The sequence below is a fragment of the Xanthomonas sp. NCPPB 4467 genome (assembly GCF_041475665.2).
Classification (GTDB): domain Bacteria; phylum Pseudomonadota; class Gammaproteobacteria; order Xanthomonadales; family Xanthomonadaceae; genus Xanthomonas; species Xanthomonas dyei.
This window is the reverse complement of the sequence record NZ_CM191260.1, coordinates 1698045-1716466: the sequence shown is the minus strand read 5'-3', so window position 1 is coordinate 1716466 and position 18422 is coordinate 1698045. Positions and strand designations below refer to the sequence as shown.

22 protein-coding genes and 1 pseudogene are annotated in these 18422 nt (G+C 59.8%); 8 read left to right on the top strand and 15 right to left on the bottom strand.

Annotation, left to right across the window (positions count from 1 at the left end; genetic code table 11):
* Window positions 1–12: 12 nt before the first annotated feature.
* The 3 genes from ACCQ06_RS07510 to ACCQ06_RS07500 all read right to left on the bottom strand — a co-directional run bounded on the left by ACCQ06_RS07510 (window position 13) and on the right by ACCQ06_RS07500 (window position 1452).
* Window positions 13–594, bottom strand: coding sequence for a ParA family protein (locus ACCQ06_RS07510; protein ID WP_316691586.1), 582 nt, complete (start codon window positions 592–594; stop codon window positions 13–15).
* Between the two features lie 196 nt (window positions 595–790).
* Window positions 791–1261, bottom strand: coding sequence for a hypothetical protein (locus ACCQ06_RS07505; protein ID WP_316691585.1), 471 nt, complete (start codon window positions 1259–1261; stop codon window positions 791–793).
* Entirely contained in the window at window positions 1258–1452 is a 195-nt protein-coding gene (locus tag ACCQ06_RS07500; RefSeq protein WP_316691584.1) for a hypothetical protein, read from the bottom strand. Before ACCQ06_RS07500 ends, ACCQ06_RS07505 begins: the two co-directional genes overlap by 4 nt.
* Before the next feature lie 150 nt (window positions 1453–1602).
* On the opposite strand from ACCQ06_RS07500, the gene ACCQ06_RS07495 reads away from it, so the two are divergent.
* Window positions 1603–3537, top strand: coding sequence for a type 4 pilus major pilin (locus tag ACCQ06_RS07495; protein WP_372365388.1), 1935 nt, complete (start codon window positions 1603–1605; stop codon window positions 3535–3537).
* Window positions 3538–3591: 54 nt separating this feature from the next.
* Here the strand turns inward: ACCQ06_RS07495 and ACCQ06_RS07490 are convergent, their stop codons facing one another.
* The 4 genes from ACCQ06_RS07490 to ACCQ06_RS07475 form a co-directional block, all read right to left on the bottom strand.
* Complete coding sequence (locus tag ACCQ06_RS07490) at window positions 3592–5544, bottom strand: ATP-binding protein (RefSeq protein ID WP_316691583.1); 1953 nt, start codon at window positions 5542–5544, stop codon at window positions 3592–3594.
* A 118-nt stretch (window positions 5545–5662) separates the two neighbouring features.
* Window positions 5663–6157, bottom strand: a complete 495-nt coding sequence (locus ACCQ06_RS07485) for a hypothetical protein (protein ID WP_316691582.1) — start codon at window positions 6155–6157, stop codon at window positions 5663–5665.
* Window positions 6158–6233: 76 nt separating this feature from the next.
* Entirely contained in the window at window positions 6234–6617 is a 384-nt protein-coding gene (locus ACCQ06_RS07480; RefSeq protein WP_316691581.1) for a hypothetical protein, read from the bottom strand.
* Window position 6618: 1 nt separating this feature from the next.
* Window positions 6619–7437, bottom strand: a complete 819-nt coding sequence (locus ACCQ06_RS07475; protein WP_316691580.1) for a hypothetical protein — start codon at window positions 7435–7437, stop codon at window positions 6619–6621.
* Between the two features lie 108 nt (window positions 7438–7545).
* On the opposite strand from ACCQ06_RS07475, the pseudogene ACCQ06_RS07470 reads away from it, so the two are divergent.
* The 4 genes and pseudogenes from ACCQ06_RS07470 to ACCQ06_RS07455 all read left to right on the top strand — a co-directional run.
* Window positions 7546–7707 (top strand): annotated as a pseudogene (locus ACCQ06_RS07470) (helix-turn-helix domain-containing protein); the annotation flags it as partial.
* 15 nt (window positions 7708–7722) lie between these two features.
* Window positions 7723–7905 (top strand): hypothetical protein, encoded by a 183-nt coding sequence (locus tag ACCQ06_RS07465; RefSeq protein ID WP_233369496.1) that lies wholly within the window; start codon window positions 7723–7725, stop codon window positions 7903–7905.
* A gap of 488 nt (window positions 7906–8393) precedes the next feature.
* Entirely contained in the window at window positions 8394–11000 is a 2607-nt protein-coding gene (locus tag ACCQ06_RS07460; protein WP_316691579.1) for an AAA family ATPase, read from the top strand.
* A gap of 203 nt (window positions 11001–11203) precedes the next feature.
* Window positions 11204–11719 (top strand): GNAT family N-acetyltransferase, encoded by a 516-nt coding sequence (locus ACCQ06_RS07455; RefSeq protein WP_316691578.1) that lies wholly within the window; start codon window positions 11204–11206, stop codon window positions 11717–11719.
* A gap of 280 nt (window positions 11720–11999) precedes the next feature.
* Here ACCQ06_RS07455 and ACCQ06_RS07450 read toward each other — a convergent pair whose 3' ends face one another.
* From ACCQ06_RS07450 to ACCQ06_RS07430, 5 genes are all read right to left on the bottom strand, one after another.
* Window positions 12000–12185: a hypothetical protein gene (locus ACCQ06_RS07450; protein ID WP_316691577.1), complete on the bottom strand. Its 186-nt coding sequence runs from the start codon at window positions 12183–12185 to the stop codon at window positions 12000–12002.
* 32 nt (window positions 12186–12217) lie between these two features.
* Window positions 12218–12475 carry a hypothetical protein gene (locus tag ACCQ06_RS07445; RefSeq protein WP_316691576.1) on the bottom strand — a complete coding sequence of 86 codons (258 nt, stop codon included), beginning with the start codon at window positions 12473–12475 and terminating at the stop codon, window positions 12218–12220.
* Window positions 12472–12810 (bottom strand): hypothetical protein, encoded by a 339-nt coding sequence (locus ACCQ06_RS07440; protein WP_316691575.1) that lies wholly within the window; start codon window positions 12808–12810, stop codon window positions 12472–12474. The genes ACCQ06_RS07445 and ACCQ06_RS07440 overlap by 4 nt, the downstream gene beginning before the upstream one ends.
* 10 nt (window positions 12811–12820) lie before the next feature.
* Window positions 12821–13063, bottom strand: a complete 243-nt coding sequence (locus tag ACCQ06_RS07435; RefSeq protein ID WP_316691574.1) for a hypothetical protein — start codon at window positions 13061–13063, stop codon at window positions 12821–12823.
* Between the two features lie 326 nt (window positions 13064–13389).
* A complete protein-coding gene (locus tag ACCQ06_RS07430; protein WP_316691573.1) occupies window positions 13390–13701 on the bottom strand; it encodes a hypothetical protein in 312 nt (103 codons plus the stop codon).
* An 84-nt stretch (window positions 13702–13785) separates the two neighbouring features.
* Between ACCQ06_RS07430 and ACCQ06_RS07425 the strand changes: the two genes are divergently transcribed.
* Window positions 13786–14894 (top strand): IS3 family transposase gene (locus ACCQ06_RS07425; protein ID WP_316686063.1). Its coding sequence is split into 2 segments (ribosomal slippage): window positions 13786–14047 and window positions 14047–14894, totalling 1110 coding nucleotides; the frame shifts between segments, so codons are not numbered across the junction.
* A gap of 300 nt (window positions 14895–15194) precedes the next feature.
* Here ACCQ06_RS07425 and ACCQ06_RS07420 read toward each other — a convergent pair.
* The 3 genes from ACCQ06_RS07420 to ACCQ06_RS07410 form a co-directional block, all read right to left on the bottom strand.
* Window positions 15195–15692, bottom strand: coding sequence for an ankyrin repeat domain-containing protein (locus tag ACCQ06_RS07420; RefSeq protein ID WP_316691572.1), 498 nt, complete (start codon window positions 15690–15692; stop codon window positions 15195–15197).
* Window positions 15693–16173: 481 nt separating this feature from the next.
* Window positions 16174–16569: an H-NS family nucleoid-associated regulatory protein gene (locus ACCQ06_RS07415; RefSeq protein WP_316691571.1), complete on the bottom strand. Its 396-nt coding sequence runs from the start codon at window positions 16567–16569 to the stop codon at window positions 16174–16176.
* Window positions 16570–16634: 65 nt separating this feature from the next.
* Window positions 16635–16922, bottom strand: a complete 288-nt coding sequence (locus ACCQ06_RS07410) for an ankyrin repeat domain-containing protein (protein WP_372365377.1) — start codon at window positions 16920–16922, stop codon at window positions 16635–16637.
* 61 nt (window positions 16923–16983) lie between these two features.
* Between ACCQ06_RS07410 and ACCQ06_RS07405 the strand changes: the two genes are divergently transcribed.
* Entirely contained in the window at window positions 16984–17514 is a 531-nt protein-coding gene (locus tag ACCQ06_RS07405; protein ID WP_372365375.1) for a hypothetical protein, read from the top strand.
* A gap of 493 nt (window positions 17515–18007) precedes the next feature.
* Entirely contained in the window at window positions 18008–18409 is a 402-nt protein-coding gene (locus tag ACCQ06_RS07400) for an HNH endonuclease (RefSeq protein ID WP_316691569.1), read from the top strand.
* The last annotated feature ends 13 nt before the right edge of the window (window positions 18410–18422 follow it).

Sequence of the window (18422 nt, the reverse complement as noted above, 5' to 3'; positions counted from 1 at the left end):
ACGGGGCCTCCATCATGCAGTCCCCCGCGCGTCGGTCAACCTTTTTTGGATAGCTCCACCCACCCTCAAAATGTCCTCCCGCGCCTTCTCCACGCCTGCGCCCCTCATGCTAAAAACCGTTTCGCCCAGCTCGTAGTAGCTGGCCAAGGCCGCCCGTTCGGGGATGACGATGGCTCCGACCAAGCTAGGATCCTCCAGCCGGCGGCGGTGTTCCGCCCGCTTCACATTGACCCGATTGGCCACTGGCAGGAAGGCCTTGCCCTGGCGACGCAACGTGTCGATGGTCCGCAGGTAGACGACAAAGCTGCCTCCGTCGAGCAGGGTTGGGACGATGTAGAGATCGGCGTCCGGCAGCTGATCTTTCACCGGGGCGCTGGGCGGCAGGTCCTGAATCTCCAGGTCAAACCCTGGGGAGGAGGAACGACCGACGGTGAACGGCGTTTCGTCGGACAGGGCGGCCCACGCAACGGACCCGCATTGCGGATCGCGATCGTTGACCAGCACGCGGGACTGGCTAGCAAAGGCGGCCGCCAGATTGAGTGACAGCGTGGTGCGTCCTACGCCCCCTTTGAAGCAGCAAACAACCAGTCGCATCGCGCGGATTCCTTTTATGAGTAGGTTATGCAACACACTACGATGCAAACCTATTCCCGCAAGGTCCGTGCAGCTAGGGGGTTGTAGCCATGCAGACGTCTGGGATTAAGAAGGGCCCGGGCCCGGCGGAAACCGTGGCCCTCCCCGCCCTTTCTCCCCGACGCTTTTCGGCGGCGAGCAGCCGCCGGCTCTGGCCTCATGCGACTTCCGCAATGTGCCGTGGGGATTGAACGAACGCCGGGTGGTGTCGGTGGAGTTCGGTGTTCATCCGGTCCACAGTGTGGCGCGCAAACCAGGCGTGCATGGCGGGGGCAAGGACGCCCTCGCAGACTTCAGCCAGCGTCTTACCATCGGCTACACGCCGCTGTTCCAGCTTTCCAAGGTGGTTCCTCTTAACGACGAACCGCTCACCGATCCGCACCAAGGGATTGGCTCCCGCATCCAGAAGCGCTGCAACCATGGCCGCATACCGGCCTGCTCGGTGGCGGTCTGATTTGAGCACGTTGGCATACATGACCGCGGCCACCGCCAAAGGGGTGATGCCTGGGTCACCGACCACGCCGGCATCCAGGTCCGGGGTTCCTTGTAGCGCGCGCAACCAGCCGTAGAAAGCCAACGAATCGTTCGTTTGGATGGCCCGGATGAGGTTTTCCGTTGAGGCGCTCATGCGAACCGCTCCTGCTCGTTCTTCCAACGGCGCTCGGCGCGGGCCTTGGCAGCCAGTCGGGCGACGCGCTGCCGCTTGGTGACCAAGTGATCCAAACCGTTGGAACGATCCAACGTCAGATTGGGGGTCAGTAGCTGAAACGACGCCACATCAGCAATCGTGTCGATCGAGTTCATCGTAAATACTTTCATGGTGCATCCTTTTATGTGTTGGTCGATTTACCCATTAAACCGACAAACCCATCCAACCACGCCCACAACGGTTGTCAACCCACTGATTTGACTGATATTTGACTAAAAGTCTAATCGCGGCGGGGGCTTGCCAAATCCGGGTCCTGTCACATGCTGAAGAGCATGAAAACAACCGCTCGCCGCCGCTGTCGTTCCTTACGTCCCCATGGTTTTGGCCTGGTGGAGTTGCTCATCGCGCTGGGCGCAAGCGCAGCCATAGGAGCGGCAGCTCTGATCTTCTATCCCCGGGTTCAAACGCGCGTGTTTGTCGCAACGGACGTGGAGAACTTGCGCGCCTTGTCCAGCGCGATAGACCGGTCCTACGGCGTCATTGGCACCTATCGAAACGTCAGTGCGTCAAGCGTGGTTGAGGACAACCTGGCCCCCACTGATTTCCGGAAAGCGTCGTCTGTGTCGGCGCTGACCAACGCTTGGGGCGGCCCCATCGCCATCACACCGACTACCGTTCGACGCTTTGGAGACAGCTACACAGTGGCATTCGCCGGCGTGCCTCGCCGCGCCTGCGTGCCCTTCCTTTCGACGATGGCCGGTGATCCCAACGTGCTGGACGTGATCGTGGACAACACCAGTGCGAAGCGAAACACGGGCGGGCAGCTGGACGTGCCGACGCTGGCGGCCGCGTGTGAGGAAGGAGGCCAGCGACTGGAGGTGCTTTACTACTCCGGCCTGGCCGGCGGTGGCTCTGTGGCCGCCCTTATTGATCTACCCGTTCCACCGGCCCGTTCTTCCCTTGATCCCCCGCAGGCGATGCCGGTTGGTCCGATTGGCTCGGCGCCAGACGTGGGCGATGCGTTGCCAGGCGCACCCGGCGCTCCTTTCCCCGGCGTGTCGCCTCCGGCTCCCCCTGCAGTCCCAGCCCTGCCCCCGGCCGCGTCGATCCCCTGGGTGCCGCAGCCCTTGCCCATTGGACTTCCTTACCCGTTGCCACCGGCCTTGGTGCCCTGCAAGCAGGCAGAAGCACAGACGCAGACGAGCACGTGCCCGGCGGGAACGTGGGGGACGGAAACGCTACGGACTCGGACCGTTTGTTCGGACGAAGGCGTCGATCCCAACACCGACGCGGCGTGGGAGCATCCGGAAGCGTGGGTCAGCCCTGTTGTGGTGACGGCAACGATTGCCAGCAGCTGCCAGGCATGCCCCACCAACGAGCGGCAAACGCAGGCCCAGTGGGTCACCCGCACCGGGTCATGCCCTTCCGGGATGACCGGGAACGTGTCGCAGGAGTGGGAGCAAGTCCACTCGCGGGACATCACCTACGCCTGCCCTGCTAGACGCACCACGGCTCCATCGCCCAACGTCGGTGGATGGTCCGCCTGGTCGGATACCGGCAACCTACGCAATCCGGTCAATACGTGCGTTCCAACAACCCCGCGCTGCAGTGACGGGAGCCTACAGGTTGCGGCGTGGTATTCCTCAGATTACGTGGATCTTCCACCCGCGTCGGGGTCTTCAGCGAACCAATATTGGTATCCAGACGCAGTGGTTCGTTTGACTTCAGCGGAGAGTGCACGGCTGCGATGGGCATTGAACAACGTTCCGGTGACCCGCGTGGAGACCCCTGCCCCGATACCAGGGAACTGGCCGGCGAACGTCAGCGAGTCAGCGAACTACGCAGAGCAGTGCAACGCGTTGGGAGACGTTGGAAACATCAACTACGCCTACTCCTACGACTTCGAATGCGTGTCTAACATGGGCATGCACTACTGCGACTACAACTCGACCGGTGGGGGCACTTCCATGGCGGTTTGTCGCCAAGCCTGCGCCTCAGACTTGGTTGGGAAAACAAACAATCCCTACCACTGGGAGTGGCCGAGCACCGCGATGGTTTCTTCCATCCCCTCCGTTACGTGCACGGGTCAGCCAGGGTGCACGCCCAACGGCGGGTATGGGAGCCAAGCCGGATTGCCTGCATGCACTGAGAGCAACGCGGGCCAAGCCATCGCTTATCGCTGGTATCGGCAGTTCTACAGCCCAGTGAGGGTGAACTACCAGGCGCTTACGCTAACTTGCCGAGGGCCCGTATGAGCTACAGGTAGGATGGGGTGTTCAGCTGTGGCACTCATTGGCAGACCAGTGAAGCTACTCAGTCGGCGGCACAAACGATGCCTGGCTTGGCGTCCCCATGACCTTCTGGACAAGCTCGTAACCTGAAACCTCCTCATATCGGGAGGGGATTCTTGCCTTGAGCCCATGGAGGCGACGATTCGCCGTCAATGCGAGCTGGTTGTAAGTAGTCGCCGTCACGCGACCGCGCCGCGAACCGTTGTATTCCCGGTCAGTTCCCGTCGAGATGTTGGATGCCACCGAATGACCGACAACGAACGCATGGAAGAACGGAACCCCTTCAATGCCGCCACTCGAGACAAGCTCATCGACATACTCAGCTGCCTGATTCATCTCAGGCCGGCCTATTTCAGAACGCCCCTTCTTTAACTCGATGAGCAAGACATCGCGCATCATCACGAGATGGTCTCTCGCGCTATCGAAGCTCTCTGTCCCCACCATCGAGATGGTGGCATCAGCGAGGACGACGATATCCGGGCGTTTCGCAGCATTGGCGAAGGATTGATCTAACTTTCTCGCTTTAAATAGGCTGGTGGCGACCGTGCGCAGAGTGTTGTTCGACGCATACTCCGAGCTATCGAACTCCGGTCCGAACAGCCAACGCGCCTGTGTCACAAGCGGGTGGAGGGTGTGCAGTTCGTCCGCTTCCGGGTCGCCGCTGAGCTTCTCCATGGCGGCGATGATGGACAGACGACTGTCGATCTCATCCAGAACGGTAAGCGCATCCTCCACAGTCCACTGCCCAAGCAGTCGATCCAGCCCGTCGATGTCATGCTCATCCAGCTGCATCAGCTTGTCGAGGAAACTTGCACCGCTGCGCCCCTTCTGAATCTTGATCACCGCCTTGACCACTTTACTGAGGGTCTCTGGCGATATGCCTGGTTGGTCCTGCACTACGGTTTTTGTGAACTGGGCCACTTCAAGCATGGAACGTCGTGGGAGCGTCCGCAGATCTTCTCGATTCTTGTAGAGAGCGTCCTCGGAGTTTTCCTCGATCAGGTTGGCGGACAGCTTTTCGACCATTTCCTGGGCATAGTCATTGATCGCTTTGAAAAGGTGCTCAGTGCGCTCCGTGGACTTGAACTTCGACCAGTCCGGTTCGACTTCTGATAGCCACTCCGCTCCGCACTCAATCACAATGGCGTAGCGCTTCGCGAAGCGCACCCGCCCGTCCAAAACGGCCCTTGGCCCAACAGTCCAACTCGGCAGACCAACCAACCGATTGCTCACCCAGAACGCTACGCCCTGGTAGCGCGTGGATTTGGCCGTGCGTGTCGTGTCCACCACATAGGCGGTGACGCTGAATCCGCGTTCGACCTGAATGTTGCGCTCTTCCAGAAGGCCTTCATGCTGGGACAGAGGAACTGACTGGCCGTTCACCGAGACTATGAACTGCGGGTCGTGCAGGAAGCGACCCGACAGAACCGTCCTGATCCGATCTGGATCGGGGCGGTGTTGTTCAACTTCCACCAACAACCGGGTGCCATGGCCCAACCGCCTGCCCACTTGATGACTATGAATGTAGAACGGCGACGGCTGATTTCTGGTCCCAATCACGAAGGTAGAGAGAACACCGTTCGTCCAGGTTTCGACTGTGTAGTGATCAGAAAAGCACAACAGACCGTGGCGACCTATGCCGTTGCGCCCAAAGGCCATGCGCACCCAATCGTCGCGTTCAGAGGGAAACTGGACGTTTTCCCCCTGGGTTCTTTGCCGGTTGTATCCCAATGTCATCCAGCGCTTACGAAACTGGTCCTCGGTCATCCCATGGCCATCGTCCTCAACCGAAAGCAACCCACCCGTCTCCGCCGGGATGATCACACCTACTTTGGCCGCCCCCGCGTCCCACGTGTTAGCTACCAGCTCAGTGAGGGCCATGTCTGGGTCATAGCCAATCCGCCCCAGTGACCGCAGCACGTAGTCTTCTTCAAAGAGAGCTTCGTTGGCTGCCGTGCCCTTCTTGGCCATGTGGATGCCCGCTAAATGCTTGATTGTGAATGTGTGCAGGACTATGCAGCCTTCCGCCGACTTTGGCAAAAAGCTACGCCTTGTCCATCTCACCCGCCGCGACGCCGGCGGGCATGAGTTATCTGGGGAGCGCGGTGCGATCCCACGCCCGCTTCGCGCAGCCGGCCACCACGGCCATCACAACCAACACCGGCAATCCGTAGAGGAAGGCTCCGTAGAAAGCGTAGTTGGCAAACGTCCCATAGAGCGGGTCGTCCATCAACCGCAAGCCGAGCCACGCCGCCGACACCACCAAGCCAACGCCCAGCAACGTGCCAACCGCCGCCCCCTTCAGGAAGCTGCGGTGGCGGAACATCGGCACACGACCGGTTTGGACGTGCCATCCCCAAAGCCGCTGGGCTCGAACATGGAGCGCTAGGCAGAAGGCCAAGAAAGCAAACATGCCCGCTCCGGGAATGCAGCAGACCAAGCCAACGAAGAAATCACGCTTCATCACCTCCAAGCCCGCGGCCAGGGCCAGCAAACCTAGGGGACCGAGAATGACCATGGGCAAGATCATCTGCGACGGACCCGGAGGAGCCATCATGCGACGGTGCGGTGCGTAGTTGCTCATGGTTCTCTCCCCCTAGCGGTCTTGCTGCACGCTTGATCGGAACCTGTGTGCAGTCAAGACGATGGCATGAAGGCGTTTAGCCTGCAGACGTCCCTTCGTCTTTCACCTCCACCGCCTGCCATCCCTCGCCTTGCGGCCGGAAAGTGACGTGCATCTTCACCTTCATGCTCTTTCCTTCCTGGCTCGTGGGCTGCCCTCCCAAGTGGCCCAAGGCGGTGACGGTCCCCGACACGTCGCAAGCGTGGTCGTCATTTGGCTTCTTCTCGCATTTCAGCGACAGATCGCTTGCGTCGGTCACCTCAAAGCGCCATGTCCGCTGAAGCGTCGCTTCCTTGCCTTGCTGAGTGAAGTAAGCCTCCACCGCTTTGACGGCGTCTTGGTTCGTTGGTCGCTTGTCTCCCGAACACCCCGCCAAGGCCAACACGGTGAGCGCTGCGAAAGCCTTCATCTCTCGGCTCATTTCATGCGTCCTTGTCTTTGGAGGGGGTGATGCCGATGACTTGGTTCTTGTAGCCGATCTCCAAGCGGTCGATCTGCAACACGATGTCTGGCAAGCCATTGGGCTGAAGGCCACCCTTCAGCACTTTGAAAAAGATTCGGTCCCCGGTCGCGTCTCGCCCCGCCCGGTTCAGTTCAGCCACGTCTTCTGGCTTCAGGCGCAAGGCGGCGTGGTAGCGGCCTCCGTGCTCCACCCCGACCACGGCTGATCCCTTCCCCAGCGGAGATGCCCCGACCACTGCAGTGGGTAGAAATCCGGGTGAGTGCGGATACCAGGCGTTGTCGAACACCTTCGCATAGGCGTGGAGGATCCCGGTCTTCGGATCGATCTCCACGTCGATGTGAGGACGCAGGTAAAACTGGTCCGTGGCAGCGAACTGGCGCGCCTTGGCGTCGAAGGCGGTCGTTGGGTCGCCGGTCTGCCCAAGCCGCTGATAGAGGTGCTGCCAACTGCCAATGCACCGGGTGCGTGTCGATGGCGCCATGGCGTAACCCGCCTTGGCCTGAGCTAACAGGTTGCCTTCGCAAAGGTCGAATCCGCCAGAGGCCGTGGCGGCAAGGCCCCACCGAACGCGGGTGTAGCCATCCACAACCGGGGGATCGCCGTCGTCCCAATACGTGCCTGCAGGCTCCAAGTAACGCTTCGTCGCTGGCGCGGACACCACGCCTTTACCCGCGTGCATCAGTCCTTTCCCAATCCGTCCCAAGATGCCGTCCTGAGCTCCAGCGGTCCCACTGGCCACCGCAATCGCAATGGCCACTGCTCCTATCCCCAGCTTCATGCACGCCCCCTGTGTGCGGCCGCCCTGGCCGCATTTGCCATTTTGGCAAATGCGGTGCAGCATTGGAAGCGGCAGACTGTGGGGTCGTTACGGATCCGTTGATCTCCCATGCCTGCTCCTCTCGCCCCTGCTCATATGTTCGGTCGTCGCTTACGCGAGGCCCGGCTTGCCAAGGGGCTGACACAAGCGGACCTGGGGGCCGTGCTTGGGTTGGACGAGGAGAACTCCGCTGCCCCCAGAATTTCTCGTTACGAGAGAGGCGATCGGGTGCCGGATCCTGCAAGCATGGAAAAGCTGGCCGAAGCTCTGGGTCTTCCAGTGGCCTATTTTCATGCTGCCAACGATTTGATGGCCGAGACGCTGCTGGTGATGTCTCGCTTGAACCCCGACCAGCAACGTGAGTTGCTGGCGAAGGTCAGAGCCTACGCGCTCAGCAATGGCGTAGATGTCGATCCGACTCCCGAGTAGCGGCATTCATCGGCCCCAAGAAAGAGCCCTCATGTTGAATCGTTTGAAGCAATGGTGGTCCCAGCGACGCCCACCGCGCCCCATGGCTCCTGAGCAGATGCAGGCCCTGGTGGAAATCAACTTGTTGGAAATCCAGTTGGCCACGTTGGACAGCCGTCGGATCGGGGCAGCGTATAACGGGGCAGTGAGCACTCGAATTCGCGCCTGGCTGGCCACCCTCCGGCGTCAGGGCCTAAACGTTTCCCACGACTGGGCCAAGTTAAAGGCAGAAGCCCGGGCATTGAATCGCGAGCTGGCACCGATCCTCCATGCGACAACTCCTGGTTCTTTCTCCGAATCACTCAACGAACCGAACCCTTCGCCTCCGCCGAAGGCCTGTCCTGACGCCCACGACGGACACCCACTTGCCCCGGGCCTTGACCAGCGTCACCATTGAATGAGGGGGAGGGGCCTTCCTGGCTCACCGCCGAACACAGGGGATGTGATCCATGGCGAAGAAGGACGGGGCCGCTGCGCCCACGGCGCTGGAAGATTGGTTGAATGGCCGCCCAAGCTGGCTGCGCATGGCGGCGGCCATCCTCATCGAGCACCGTCGCATGCCGACAGAAGAAGAGATGGAGGCCCTGGCTGCCCATTGCCTGGCAGAAGCAGCCAACACGCTGGACGCGCCACACCCGCCATTGACGCCTGGGACCATCTTGGGAACGCCATCGGCGGCAGATCTTCGCATCGATTCGGTCTCAACCATCCGCGGCGTCAATGCCATCGGGGAAGGCGCCACTTTGGATCTTAGCCAGGGGCAGATGACCGTGGTCTACGGGCCCAACGGAGCCGGAAAATCGGGCTACGCGCGCTTGATGAAACACGTCTGCGGGGCACGGGCCAAGGGATCTATCCACGGGAACGTGTTCAAGCAGGGCTCTGCAGCCGCTTCCGCCCTCATCAAGGTCACAGCGACGCGGGCCGACGGCACCACTGCGTCTGCCGATCTCGGATGGGAAGAGGCACACGGCCCCCATCCGAAGCTAAAAGCGGTCCCGGTCTTCGATTCGGCTACGGCGCTGGAGTTCGGGGACACCGCCACCACGGCCACCCACCTTCCACGCGCAATGCGGTTTGTGGGCATGCTCATCCAGATTTCCGATGGCATTGCCATTCGACTGAAGGCCCGCGCAGCCAAGCTCACCAGCAGCCTGCCCCTCATCCCGGCGGAGCATTCCCAAAGCAGCGCTGCCACGTTGCTCCACAAGTTGACAGCAAAACTGACCGAGGACGATATCAACAAGGCTTGCGCCTTCCCCTCCGCCTTGGATGAAGAGCGATTGGCGTTGGAGACGGCGCTGGCACAGGCCAATCCGGAAGTGGCCCACGCCAAGGCTGTCGGGGAGCTGGAGCGCCTGTCGCAGATGGCCACGAGCCTCTCGACGCTGAAAGACAACCTGAGCGATGGGAAGGTCAAAGCGCTTACAGAGGCGCGCACCGCTGCGGAGGTCAAACGCCAAGCCGCCACCGCCTACGCCACGGCCTTCCTCAACGGTCTGCCGCTGAAGGGCGTCGGGCAGAAGGTGTGGCGAAGCCTTTGGGAGGCAGCCAAGGCGTATTCGACCGGCCACGCTTACCCTGCCCACCCCTTCCCGCACGTCGGTGAGGGGGCCTGTTGTGTCCTTTGCCAGCAACCGTTGGGCGACGACGGCAAGGCACGGCTGGCCAGCTTTGAGCACTACCTCAACGACATGCTGCAGACGGAAGCAAAGTCAGCAGAAGACGCCTTGGAGGCATTGAAGAAAGCGCTGCCCGCCCCCCTCGCCGATGTTGCTTGGCAAGCCCAGTGCGCTGCCATTGGTCTGGAAACCGAGCAAGCCACGCAGCTTCTCAAAGCCATCCATGCAAGGTTGAAAGCCATGACCGAGGCCACGGCGGCTCCGGCGGTGGAGTGGTCGGTGTGGACCAACGCCTATGATCAGAAGGTCAAGTCGACGACCGCAGAGCGCAATGCCTTGGCGGTCCTGCTGGACCCCAAAGGCCGTGCGGAGAAGGAAACCCGCCTTCGCGAGCTGAAGGCTCGACAATGGCTGGCCGGCCAGCGCGACGCGGTTTGGGCCGATGTGGTTCGCCTCAAGCGCGTAGCAACGGTTGAAACCGCCGTTCGATCCACATCGACCAATCAGCTAACGTCCAAGAGCAACGATATTGGTGAGTCCGAGCTGGCCCAAGGCTACTGCGATCGATTCAATGCCGAGCTTCAGGCCTTGGGGGGCAACTTGCTTCCCGTCCGCATGGCCTACCGGGCCGTAGGCAAGGGCGCGTTCACCTTCTACATCGAACTCAAGGACGCGACCGGCGGGGTGAAAAACCGGGAGATCTTGAGTGAAGGCGAGCAACGCATCGTCACCTTGGCCGCGTTCCTGGCCGATGCGACGGGCCTGACGCAAGGGCTGCCGGTGATCTTCGACGATCCCATCTCATCGCTCGACCAACGTTACGAGGAGGCGGTCGCCAAACGCCTGGTGGACTTGGCCGAGCATCGTCAGGTGATCGTGTTCACGCACCGACTGTCGCTGATGGTCCTTCTCCAGAATGCCGCTGAACAACGGGCCAAGCTCGATCAGCCTGCGGTCAAGGTCTCGGTTGAATCGATCGCCCGCGATGGCAGCAGCACCGGCATGCCGGCGCAGATCAACACGTTCTCGCTCAAGCCCCAATCCGGCTTTGGCCAAATGGTCGGCAACATAGGGCAGCTCAAGAAGCTGGATGCGCCCTTGAAAGAACTCGCGTTGAAGGCAGCCTGCAGCAACTTCCGAATCCTGGTCGAGCGGTCCGTGGAAGACGACCTCTGTTCCGGCATCGTCAACCGCTACCGGCGCGAGATCAAAACACTCAACAAGCTCAAGCGGCTCAACGCCATCGCCCCAGCGGACTGCGCGTTGATCGATGGGATGATGTCCAAGTATTCCGCGTTTGAGCACTCGCAACCCACGGACACCCCCAGTTGGCTCCCAGAGCCAGATGATTTATTGGCAGACGTTCAAGCGATGCTGGAGTGGACGAAGGAGTTCAACAAGCGCGCCGAAGCGGCGGCCAAGCCCAACAGCTAGTTTGGCGCATTCGCATTCCGCCTATCGGACTAGCGGATCATCGGGCATCAGAAGCGTCGCTTGCCCTTGCAGGCGGCGCCCAGCGCCTGAGGGAGGTCTTGCCGCAACTCGTGGGCCCTTAGCAATGTATAGAGCCAGGCGACTCAACACGGGCTTCGACTGCGAAACAAAGATCCATGCCAACCGATGAAAGGAGCCATATCTTGAAGATCACGATCCGAGGTTCAGCCGGAGGCAACGACTGCCTCTTTGCACACAAACTACTGCTTTCAGAAGTCAGGAGCGGACACTTTGAGCCAGGTTTGTTAGATCCGCACGCCCAGGCCGGCCTCATGGCCAATCTGGAAAGCATTCACTTAAAAGGCAACCGCAAGGACTCGAACGGAAAAGTATTACCCGCCCAGATGACCATCGCAGAAATCAATGGCTCACCAGTAGGCTTTATTGTGACCAGCGTGCTTGAGATCTATACGGCTAGAGTGAATGAGATCTGGCTTGCAGCGGTATCGCCGGAGCATCGTAAAAATGGAGTCATGACAGAACTTCTTCGCTTTTTCTGTAGTCACCTGGATGCCCAGAGTGAGAGGATATTTGCCCGTTTACTCCCAGCCTCAGACGAGATGAGAAGACTTCTATCAGCGCATGGATTTCAGCATATCGAGACGCTAAAAAATGGCTACGCGCTCTTAGAGAGAAAAGCAAGGACGCAATCCAACTGAGCAATCGAAGTGCAATTAATTTCGATTTCTTTAAATCAATCCTCATCCACGTTCTCGCAGACAAGCGTTTGAAAAAAAATCGCACTACCCTCGACCTAGTGCTTGTTGGCCACCAGCTCGCAGCTGTTTGCACGGTCGTCCTACGCTTTAGCGAACTCGACCGGGCGTTTGTGGGTGAGGATCCCAATCGACTGCCTGACCCGGAACGCTAACTTCAACGCCGGCATCTCCAGCCTCTCTACGAGCGAAAAATTGAAGATGTAGTCCTCCATTTGAGCGCTTACCAGTCGATGTTGTCAGGCATACCACTGGGGATCCCGGCCATCGGCCCCGAGTAACCGACCTGCTGAGTCAAGCCCCGTGTGATTTGCCCCATGCGGACCAGGCGTTCGCTGGCCATGTCGAAGGCGAAGATTGCGAGTCCAAAGATGGCGATGTTGAGAAGCTTGTTGAAGATCTTGCGCATGGCTGGTTTCCTCCTGTTTCAGGCATTCGGTTTCAGTTGAGTTGGACGTGCTGGGCGATGCCGAAGAGGCAGAGCGACCAAACGGCGATAACCACGACCGGCACCAGGCTGAGCAGCAGGCCGGCGGTGATGTGCTTGAAGCTGGACCACGGCCCGCTGAGCAGTTGCCAGCCCATCTGGCCGATGGCCAATCCGCTGACCCCGAAGACGACGTAGTGGAGCAGTGCGAGCGGGGTTGAGGCCGGCGGGGGCTGGGGAATCTTTTTCAAGTGGCTGGCGGTGGTGCTCATGCATTCCCTCCAGCGCTTTTCAGCTCCAACAGTGCTTCCAGCTGGAGATTCAACACCTGCTCCCGAAGCTCGTTGTAAGCGAAGTTGTAAAGCTGGTAGTCCGCAAAGCCGATCTCGTCTTGGCGCGCACTCGCCTCGCGAATCTTTTCAACGAAATGGTCTTCAAGGGGAGCAAGGAAATCTCGGACGTTACTGCAGGCCTCGTCTCCTGCGGCCCCTTGAGCCAACTTGAGAGCCTCAACCTGGGCTTCGAGCTTTTTATTGAGCCGATTGCGTTCTGCTTCGTATGTAGTGGCTGCGGCAACGCCTTCTTGGTGCAGGAACTGAAGTTTCATTAGGATTTCCTTAGTTGAAATAGGGGTTGGATTCGATGCAATCAGCGATGGCGAGGCCAGCAACAAGGCCAATGAGCAGGCTTGCGGTGTAAACAGCGAGAGTGATAGTGAGCATTTCTTGGTTTCTTTTTACTAGCAGGAAAAAATTTCCCTTCCCTGACTTCAGGGTATTAGAAAAAAGAATTTTGGCAATACGTTTATAGATTCTTTTTAAGACTAAATATTTAAATTGACGAACCAAAAGCAGTTCCACCAAACCTTTGCACCGTCTCACATTTTCTACCAAACCGCATGCAAGGCGGAATCTGCCGCTTTTCTCCGCCTCTCATCCCAAGACGCTTTTAGCCGCTCTTGCTCTTTGCTATAAAAGAACGCGGCGTTGCCGCGCTGAAAACCAAAAGCATCGTGAGAGAGGAAAGGCCCCGTGCCAGGGCTCCCGCCCCGCCACCGCTGCACTATCCCTCCCCCACGCTCGCCTGTCCCTTCAAAGGGGGCAGTTGCCCCTTTCCTGCAGCAGCGGATCGCCATGCGCAAAAAAGGCGGCCATCGCCGCCCGATCCCCCGCCAACCCTCAGCCCATCAACCGCCCGCCTGGACACACCTCACGACCAGCTGGCGGACGGCTTCAGTCATGCGGATGCCGGCCCGGTTGGCGTCGATCAACAGAGCCATGCCGTCCTCTGGGGACACTTGGACGGCTGGCAGAGCGGCGTTGTAGGTCGTGCGATCCAGAGCGGCATTGATGCCCCACGGACGCGGGGTGCGGGGCTCGAAGGGCTGGCGGAGTTGGGCATGGAGGGTGATCAGCTGCGCCAGCGCCGCACGTGAGCTCAAGCCCTGCGATTGGGCCAAGTCATCAAACGCGGCTTTCGTGGCCAGATCTATTTTCACCGGATGGATGTGTCGACTCCCCGTAAACTTGATCCATCCATAACTACAGGTCTCCGGGCACACTAGCCACCGAGGAGACCAACGATGCGCAAGAGCAAGTTCACAGAAAGCCAGATTGTCGCCACGCTGAAGCAGGTTGAGGGCGGCCGCCAGGTCAAGGATGTGTGCCGCGAGCTGGGTATTTCCGACGCGACGTACTACGTCTGGAAGTCCAAGTACGGTGGCATGGAGGTAGCTGATGTGCAGCGCCTTCGCGACCTGGAGACCGAGCACAGCAAGCTCAAACGCATGTACGCCGAGCTTGCGATGGAAAACCATGCACTCAAGGATGTCATCGCAAAAAAGCTGTAGACCCGGCGCATAAACGCCCGCTTCTTGCCTGGCTCGTCGAGCAACATGGCTGGAGCGAGCGCCGGGCCTGTGCGGTCGTTGGCGTGGCTCGCTCGACGGCGCGCTATCGGCGTCGTCCTGATCGCGACGAGGAGGTCATTGCACTGTTGTCCGAATTGGCCGAGCGTTTTCCCGAGCGTGGTTTTGGAAAACTTTTTCAGATCATCCGTCGTCGCGGACATGTGTGGAATCACAAGAGGGTCTGGCGCGTGTATTGCCTGATGAAGCTTAATCAGCGTCGTCGCAGCAGGCGTCGGGTCCCGACGCGTCATCCACAACCGCTGGCATGCGGAGAGCGACCCAATGCTGGATGGTCAATCGACTTCATGTCCGATGCGCTGTGGGATGGTCGGCGTTTCCGCACGTTCAATGTCATTGACGACTTCAGTCGGGAAGCCTTGGCGATCGAAGTGGACTTGAATCTTCCGGCGGCCCGCGTCATCCGCACGTTGGAACGCATCGCAGCCTGGCGCGGCTATCCCGCTAAGCTTCGCTTGGACAATGGCCCGGAGTTTGTCGCATTAGCCTTGGCCGAGTGGGCCGAGTGCAAAGGCATCGCATTGGATTTCATCGAGCCGGGACGGCCGATGCAAAACGGTTTCATCGAACGCTTCAACGGCAGCTACCGGCGCGGCGTGCTGGATATGCATCTCTTCCGCACGCTGAGCGAGGTCCGCGAACAGACCGAACACTGGCTGGCCGACTACAACCAACAGATACCGCACGACAGCCTGGGCGGGCTAACGCCCGCCGAGTTCCGTGATCAACATCAACCGCAGACCTCTAGTTTTGGCTGGCACTGAATTGCGGGGAGTCGACAGATGGTCTCCACCCGGCGTTGAGTTTTTGGCTGCGGCTTGAGCGTGTAGCGGGGCGTCATGGGGTCCTCGGGCCGGGTCGTGGCAGCCAGGCCTGACGGTTGGCCTCCTCCTGGGTCAGCAGCGAAGAGGTGTGGAGGCACCTGGCCAGGTGGAAGTAAGCCTGGGTGTGCGGGTATCGCTGCATGTGTTCATGCATGGCTTTATCAAAGTAGCACGTGCTACCCGAGCGGCGTTCGTAGGCGTAGTAACGGCAGCGGCGTTCACTGGTCATTGGTAAATCCTTTAAAAGCGATGCCGCGCCGGACTTGTCTTCACTGCTGCCGGCAATGCGTAGTCCAAGAACTGCGAGCGCTCGGCGCTATGTTCAAGTTGCTGCAGGTAGTCGCACACATGCGACTGCTTCCAGCCGTCTTCATAGAAGCGTGCCCGTTCTGCATCCGACATTTCGGCGCCAGCGGCCAGAAGCGCTTTCACTTGGTCGAGGTTCCCACCAATGGCTGCCTCGTAAAGCACCGAAACCCCAGCAGTATTTCTCAGATTTGGGTCGGCGCCGGCAGCGAGCAGCGCGGAAACTGTGGTCGCGTTGGTATTGCGACGGAGCCGCTTGGCAGCAACATGCATGGGGGTGTCGCCCTGGCCATCCCGTGTGTTGGACTGATGGACGCGCACGGCCCAATGAAGAGGCGTATCGCCTTGAGCGTTCTGCGCGTTCGGATCCGCGCCTTCCGCAAGAAGCTCCCTTAATGCTGCATAGTTTTTTTCAATGTCGAGGATAGACATGTTCAACCTGTTTATGCGGAGGACCCATTTCCTCCTTACAAATCCAGGTTATGGCAGACCCAATAATTCGCAATAGGTCTGTAGATTCATTTTAAGACTAAATATCAAAACTGACGGTCGAAAAGCATAAATTAGGACTATCTGCACCACATCCCATTGTCTGCAAAACCGCAGGCAGGGCGGGAGCCGCTACCGCTCTTTCTGCCTTTTTCTCCCAAGACGCGGCGGCGCCGCCGGCTCTTAGGCTCTTAGCCGCTTTTGCTCTTAGCTCTAAAAGAACGCGCCCAGTGGCGCGCCTGAAAAGCCTAGAAGCATCTTGAGAGGAAAGGCACCAGGCCAAGTTCTCCCGAACCCCAGCCGCCGTTTCACTATCCCACCCACCCTCGCTTCCCCGCACCAAAAGGCGACCGCCCCTTTTGGCAATCCCCTCCCACAAAAAAGCCCCGGTTTCCCGGGGCTCCAGTTCAACCCATCGCGCCGATCAATCCGTAGTGTAAGGGTATGCGGGATATTTTTCGTTCGGGTGCTTCTTCTGCCAAGCCTTGCCTTCGGCCGTCGCGAGCCAGTTCAAAAACTTGGTCGGATGCTTGCCATTTCCTGCCCAGGTCGTGCCGTCGGCGATCTGATATTTCGGTGCCCGAGTCGCCGTTCCGCCCACCTTCCCGGCTTTCTTCTCGACAAACCCCAGCAGCGCGCCCAGCTCACGCTTCTGCTGCGTCGTGTAGTGCTCTGCGTAGGTGCTCAAGAACTCCACCACCTCCGGAAAGCGTTTCGTGGCTTCGGCCTTGGCAATGTCTTTGGCCTCTTGCTCCAGCTTTACCAGAAGTGCCTGCGCCTTGGCTTTTTCAGCAGCGATGTCTTTCAGAGTGCGAGCCATGTTTCACCCATGCATTCGTAAATAAGAACGCCGATCCTGCCTGTTCAGTGGATTGAAAACAATGCTTACCTTTCCATACCCTGCTTTTCTTTTCCTACTGCCAGTTCCAAAGGGCTTTTCCCCTGGAAATCACGCAACGAGGGATCCACGCCCGCGGCAATCAACCGCAAACAGCTCTCCGTGTCCCTGACCTGCGCCGCAAAGTGCAGGGGCGTCTGGCCGTTGTGGTTGAAACTCCCTCGCCCAAGCCCCGGCCTCCAGCAGTGGCACCACCAGGCCCGGGTGCCCGTTGAGGATGGCTTGGCGCAGGGCCGTGTTCCCGCCCGCGCCTGGCGCGTTGACCGCCGCCCCAAGCCCCAACGCCGCTTTCAGCAATCCTGCATCGCCCTTCTCAACCGCCTCGTCCAGGAACGCTTGACGCCCGCAGGTCTGCTGGAGGTGCTGCGCGTGGTGCTGCCGCTCGCGGAATGCGATGCCATCCATCGCGATGGCTGCGAGGGTGTCGGCGCGGTCCTGTCTGACCAGCTGCTCATCCAGGTAATCCAAGATCACGCCGCTCACCAGCGCCACGTCGCCGTCGTGGAGGGCCATGTCCACGCTCTCCGGAGTGATGGGCCCCAGCATGAGGATCTCTCCCCTTTCGCCGTGGCAATCCAGCGCCAGCTTCACCCATGGCCACCCTTGCTCGGCGCCCCCTGCGGTCCAAGTCAACGCCCCGGAGCCGTCCACGCCATCTACCGGCTGCTGAAGGACCGTAACGGCGGCGTGGAAGACGTGGGCGGGGTGATGGTCGCCCACGTCCAACTGGGATCGGACGTGGTTGGCGATGATCGAGGTCGGGGGCGATGCCCATGCCGGGTGTTCGAGCGTTTCGAGCAGCTCGGTGATGCCTGGGGATGTTTGCGTGTCCATCCCCAGGTTCTACCGTGCAATCGGCGGATGTAAAGCGGCTACCTGGGCGGCAGCAACGCCCCAGGCATCAGTGCCGCAATCCGGGCATTCAGCCAGTCCAACAGTGTCAGGGCGTGAGCGCAGCAACGAGGTGTCGGCGGTCATCGGCAAAAACAAACCCCGGCTTTCACCAGGGTTTGGTCGTCGGCGCTTGGATGGAGGCTGTTAATCCCCCGACCCCCTTCCCAGCTCACGTGACCTAGGGTTTCGTGAGTGGTTCCGTTCTCATTGGTGCTTCCATTGCTCGGGTGTTGGTGGCCTGGACGGCTTGGATAGATTGAACGTTGCCGATCTTCACTGCTATCGGACTCAAACACTACAAAGGATAGGATTTTTCCTAACTTGCGGTCGGATTCGGCTTGCGCTACAAAGCGATTGCCTGCTCGGCAAAAGCCCAGGTGTTGTGCCCGCATGCCAAACGGCTCCGGGTGCCCGAGGTCCACCCAATGGGGGCACGGGAATCGAACCTTGATTCCAGGAGCCTTCCATGACCCGCCTTCAATTTCTCCGCACCCTCGCCTTCCATGCCCAGCAGGGCCGTTGCTGCTATTGCGAGCAGCCAATGTGGCTGACCTCTCCAACAGAGCTCAAGCTGTCCCATCGATCCGCACGTCGCGACCAATGCACTGCCGAACACCTGACTGCACAGCAGGACGGCGGCAAAGACACGCGAGGAAACATTGCCGCAGCGTGTTGGACCTGCAACCAGCGCCGGCACAGGCGCAAGAAGCGTCTAACTCCAGAAGCTTTCAAAGCCCTGGTGCGCCGGAGGGTTGCAGCAGGCAAATGGTGGCCATCAACAGACAGCACGAATGCCAAGGCTTCGTATCGAATCAAGCCGGCAAGCAAAGGACCAAAGCAGCCGCCAGGCATCTCGATGCTCCACTGACCGAACGAGGTCA

What these genes read in the sequence shown, in the direction of transcription:
- ACCQ06_RS07445 (WP_316691576.1), bottom strand. Translation starts at nt 12,475, where the DNA reads ATGAGCACCACCGCCAGCCACTTGAAAAAGATTCCCCAGCCCCCGCCG.
- ACCQ06_RS07460 (WP_316691579.1), top strand. Translation starts at nt 8,394, where the DNA reads ATGGCGAAGAAGGACGGGGCCGCTGCGCCCACGGCGCTGGAAGATTGG.
- ACCQ06_RS07475 (WP_316691580.1), bottom strand. Translation starts at nt 7,437, where the DNA reads ATGAAGCTGGGGATAGGAGCAGTGGCCATTGCGATTGCGGTGGCCAGT.
- ACCQ06_RS07415 (WP_316691571.1), bottom strand. Translation starts at nt 16,569, where the DNA reads ATGGCTCGCACTCTGAAAGACATCGCTGCTGAAAAAGCCAAGGCGCAG.
- ACCQ06_RS07500 (WP_316691584.1), bottom strand. Translation starts at nt 1,452, where the DNA reads ATGAAAGTATTTACGATGAACTCGATCGACACGATTGCTGATGTGGCG.
- ACCQ06_RS07400 (WP_316691569.1), top strand. Translation starts at nt 18,008, where the DNA reads ATGACCCGCCTTCAATTTCTCCGCACCCTCGCCTTCCATGCCCAGCAG.
- ACCQ06_RS07420 (WP_316691572.1), bottom strand. Translation starts at nt 15,692, where the DNA reads ATGTCTATCCTCGACATTGAAAAAAACTATGCAGCATTAAGGGAGCTT.
- ACCQ06_RS07495 (WP_372365388.1), top strand. Translation starts at nt 1,603, where the DNA reads ATGCTGAAGAGCATGAAAACAACCGCTCGCCGCCGCTGTCGTTCCTTA.
- ACCQ06_RS07450 (WP_316691577.1), bottom strand. Translation starts at nt 12,185, where the DNA reads ATGCGCAAGATCTTCAACAAGCTTCTCAACATCGCCATCTTTGGACTC.
- ACCQ06_RS07480 (WP_316691581.1), bottom strand. Translation starts at nt 6,617, where the DNA reads ATGAGCCGAGAGATGAAGGCTTTCGCAGCGCTCACCGTGTTGGCCTTG.
- ACCQ06_RS07490 (WP_316691583.1), bottom strand. Translation starts at nt 5,544, where the DNA reads ATGGCCAAGAAGGGCACGGCAGCCAACGAAGCTCTCTTTGAAGAAGAC.
- ACCQ06_RS07465 (WP_233369496.1), top strand. Translation starts at nt 7,723, where the DNA reads ATGGAAAAGCTGGCCGAAGCTCTGGGTCTTCCAGTGGCCTATTTTCAT.
- ACCQ06_RS07440 (WP_316691575.1), bottom strand. Translation starts at nt 12,810, where the DNA reads ATGAAACTTCAGTTCCTGCACCAAGAAGGCGTTGCCGCAGCCACTACA.
- ACCQ06_RS07510 (WP_316691586.1), bottom strand. Translation starts at nt 594, where the DNA reads ATGCGACTGGTTGTTTGCTGCTTCAAAGGGGGCGTAGGACGCACCACG.
- ACCQ06_RS07505 (WP_316691585.1), bottom strand. Translation starts at nt 1,261, where the DNA reads ATGAGCGCCTCAACGGAAAACCTCATCCGGGCCATCCAAACGAACGAT.
- ACCQ06_RS07485 (WP_316691582.1), bottom strand. Translation starts at nt 6,157, where the DNA reads ATGAGCAACTACGCACCGCACCGTCGCATGATGGCTCCTCCGGGTCCG.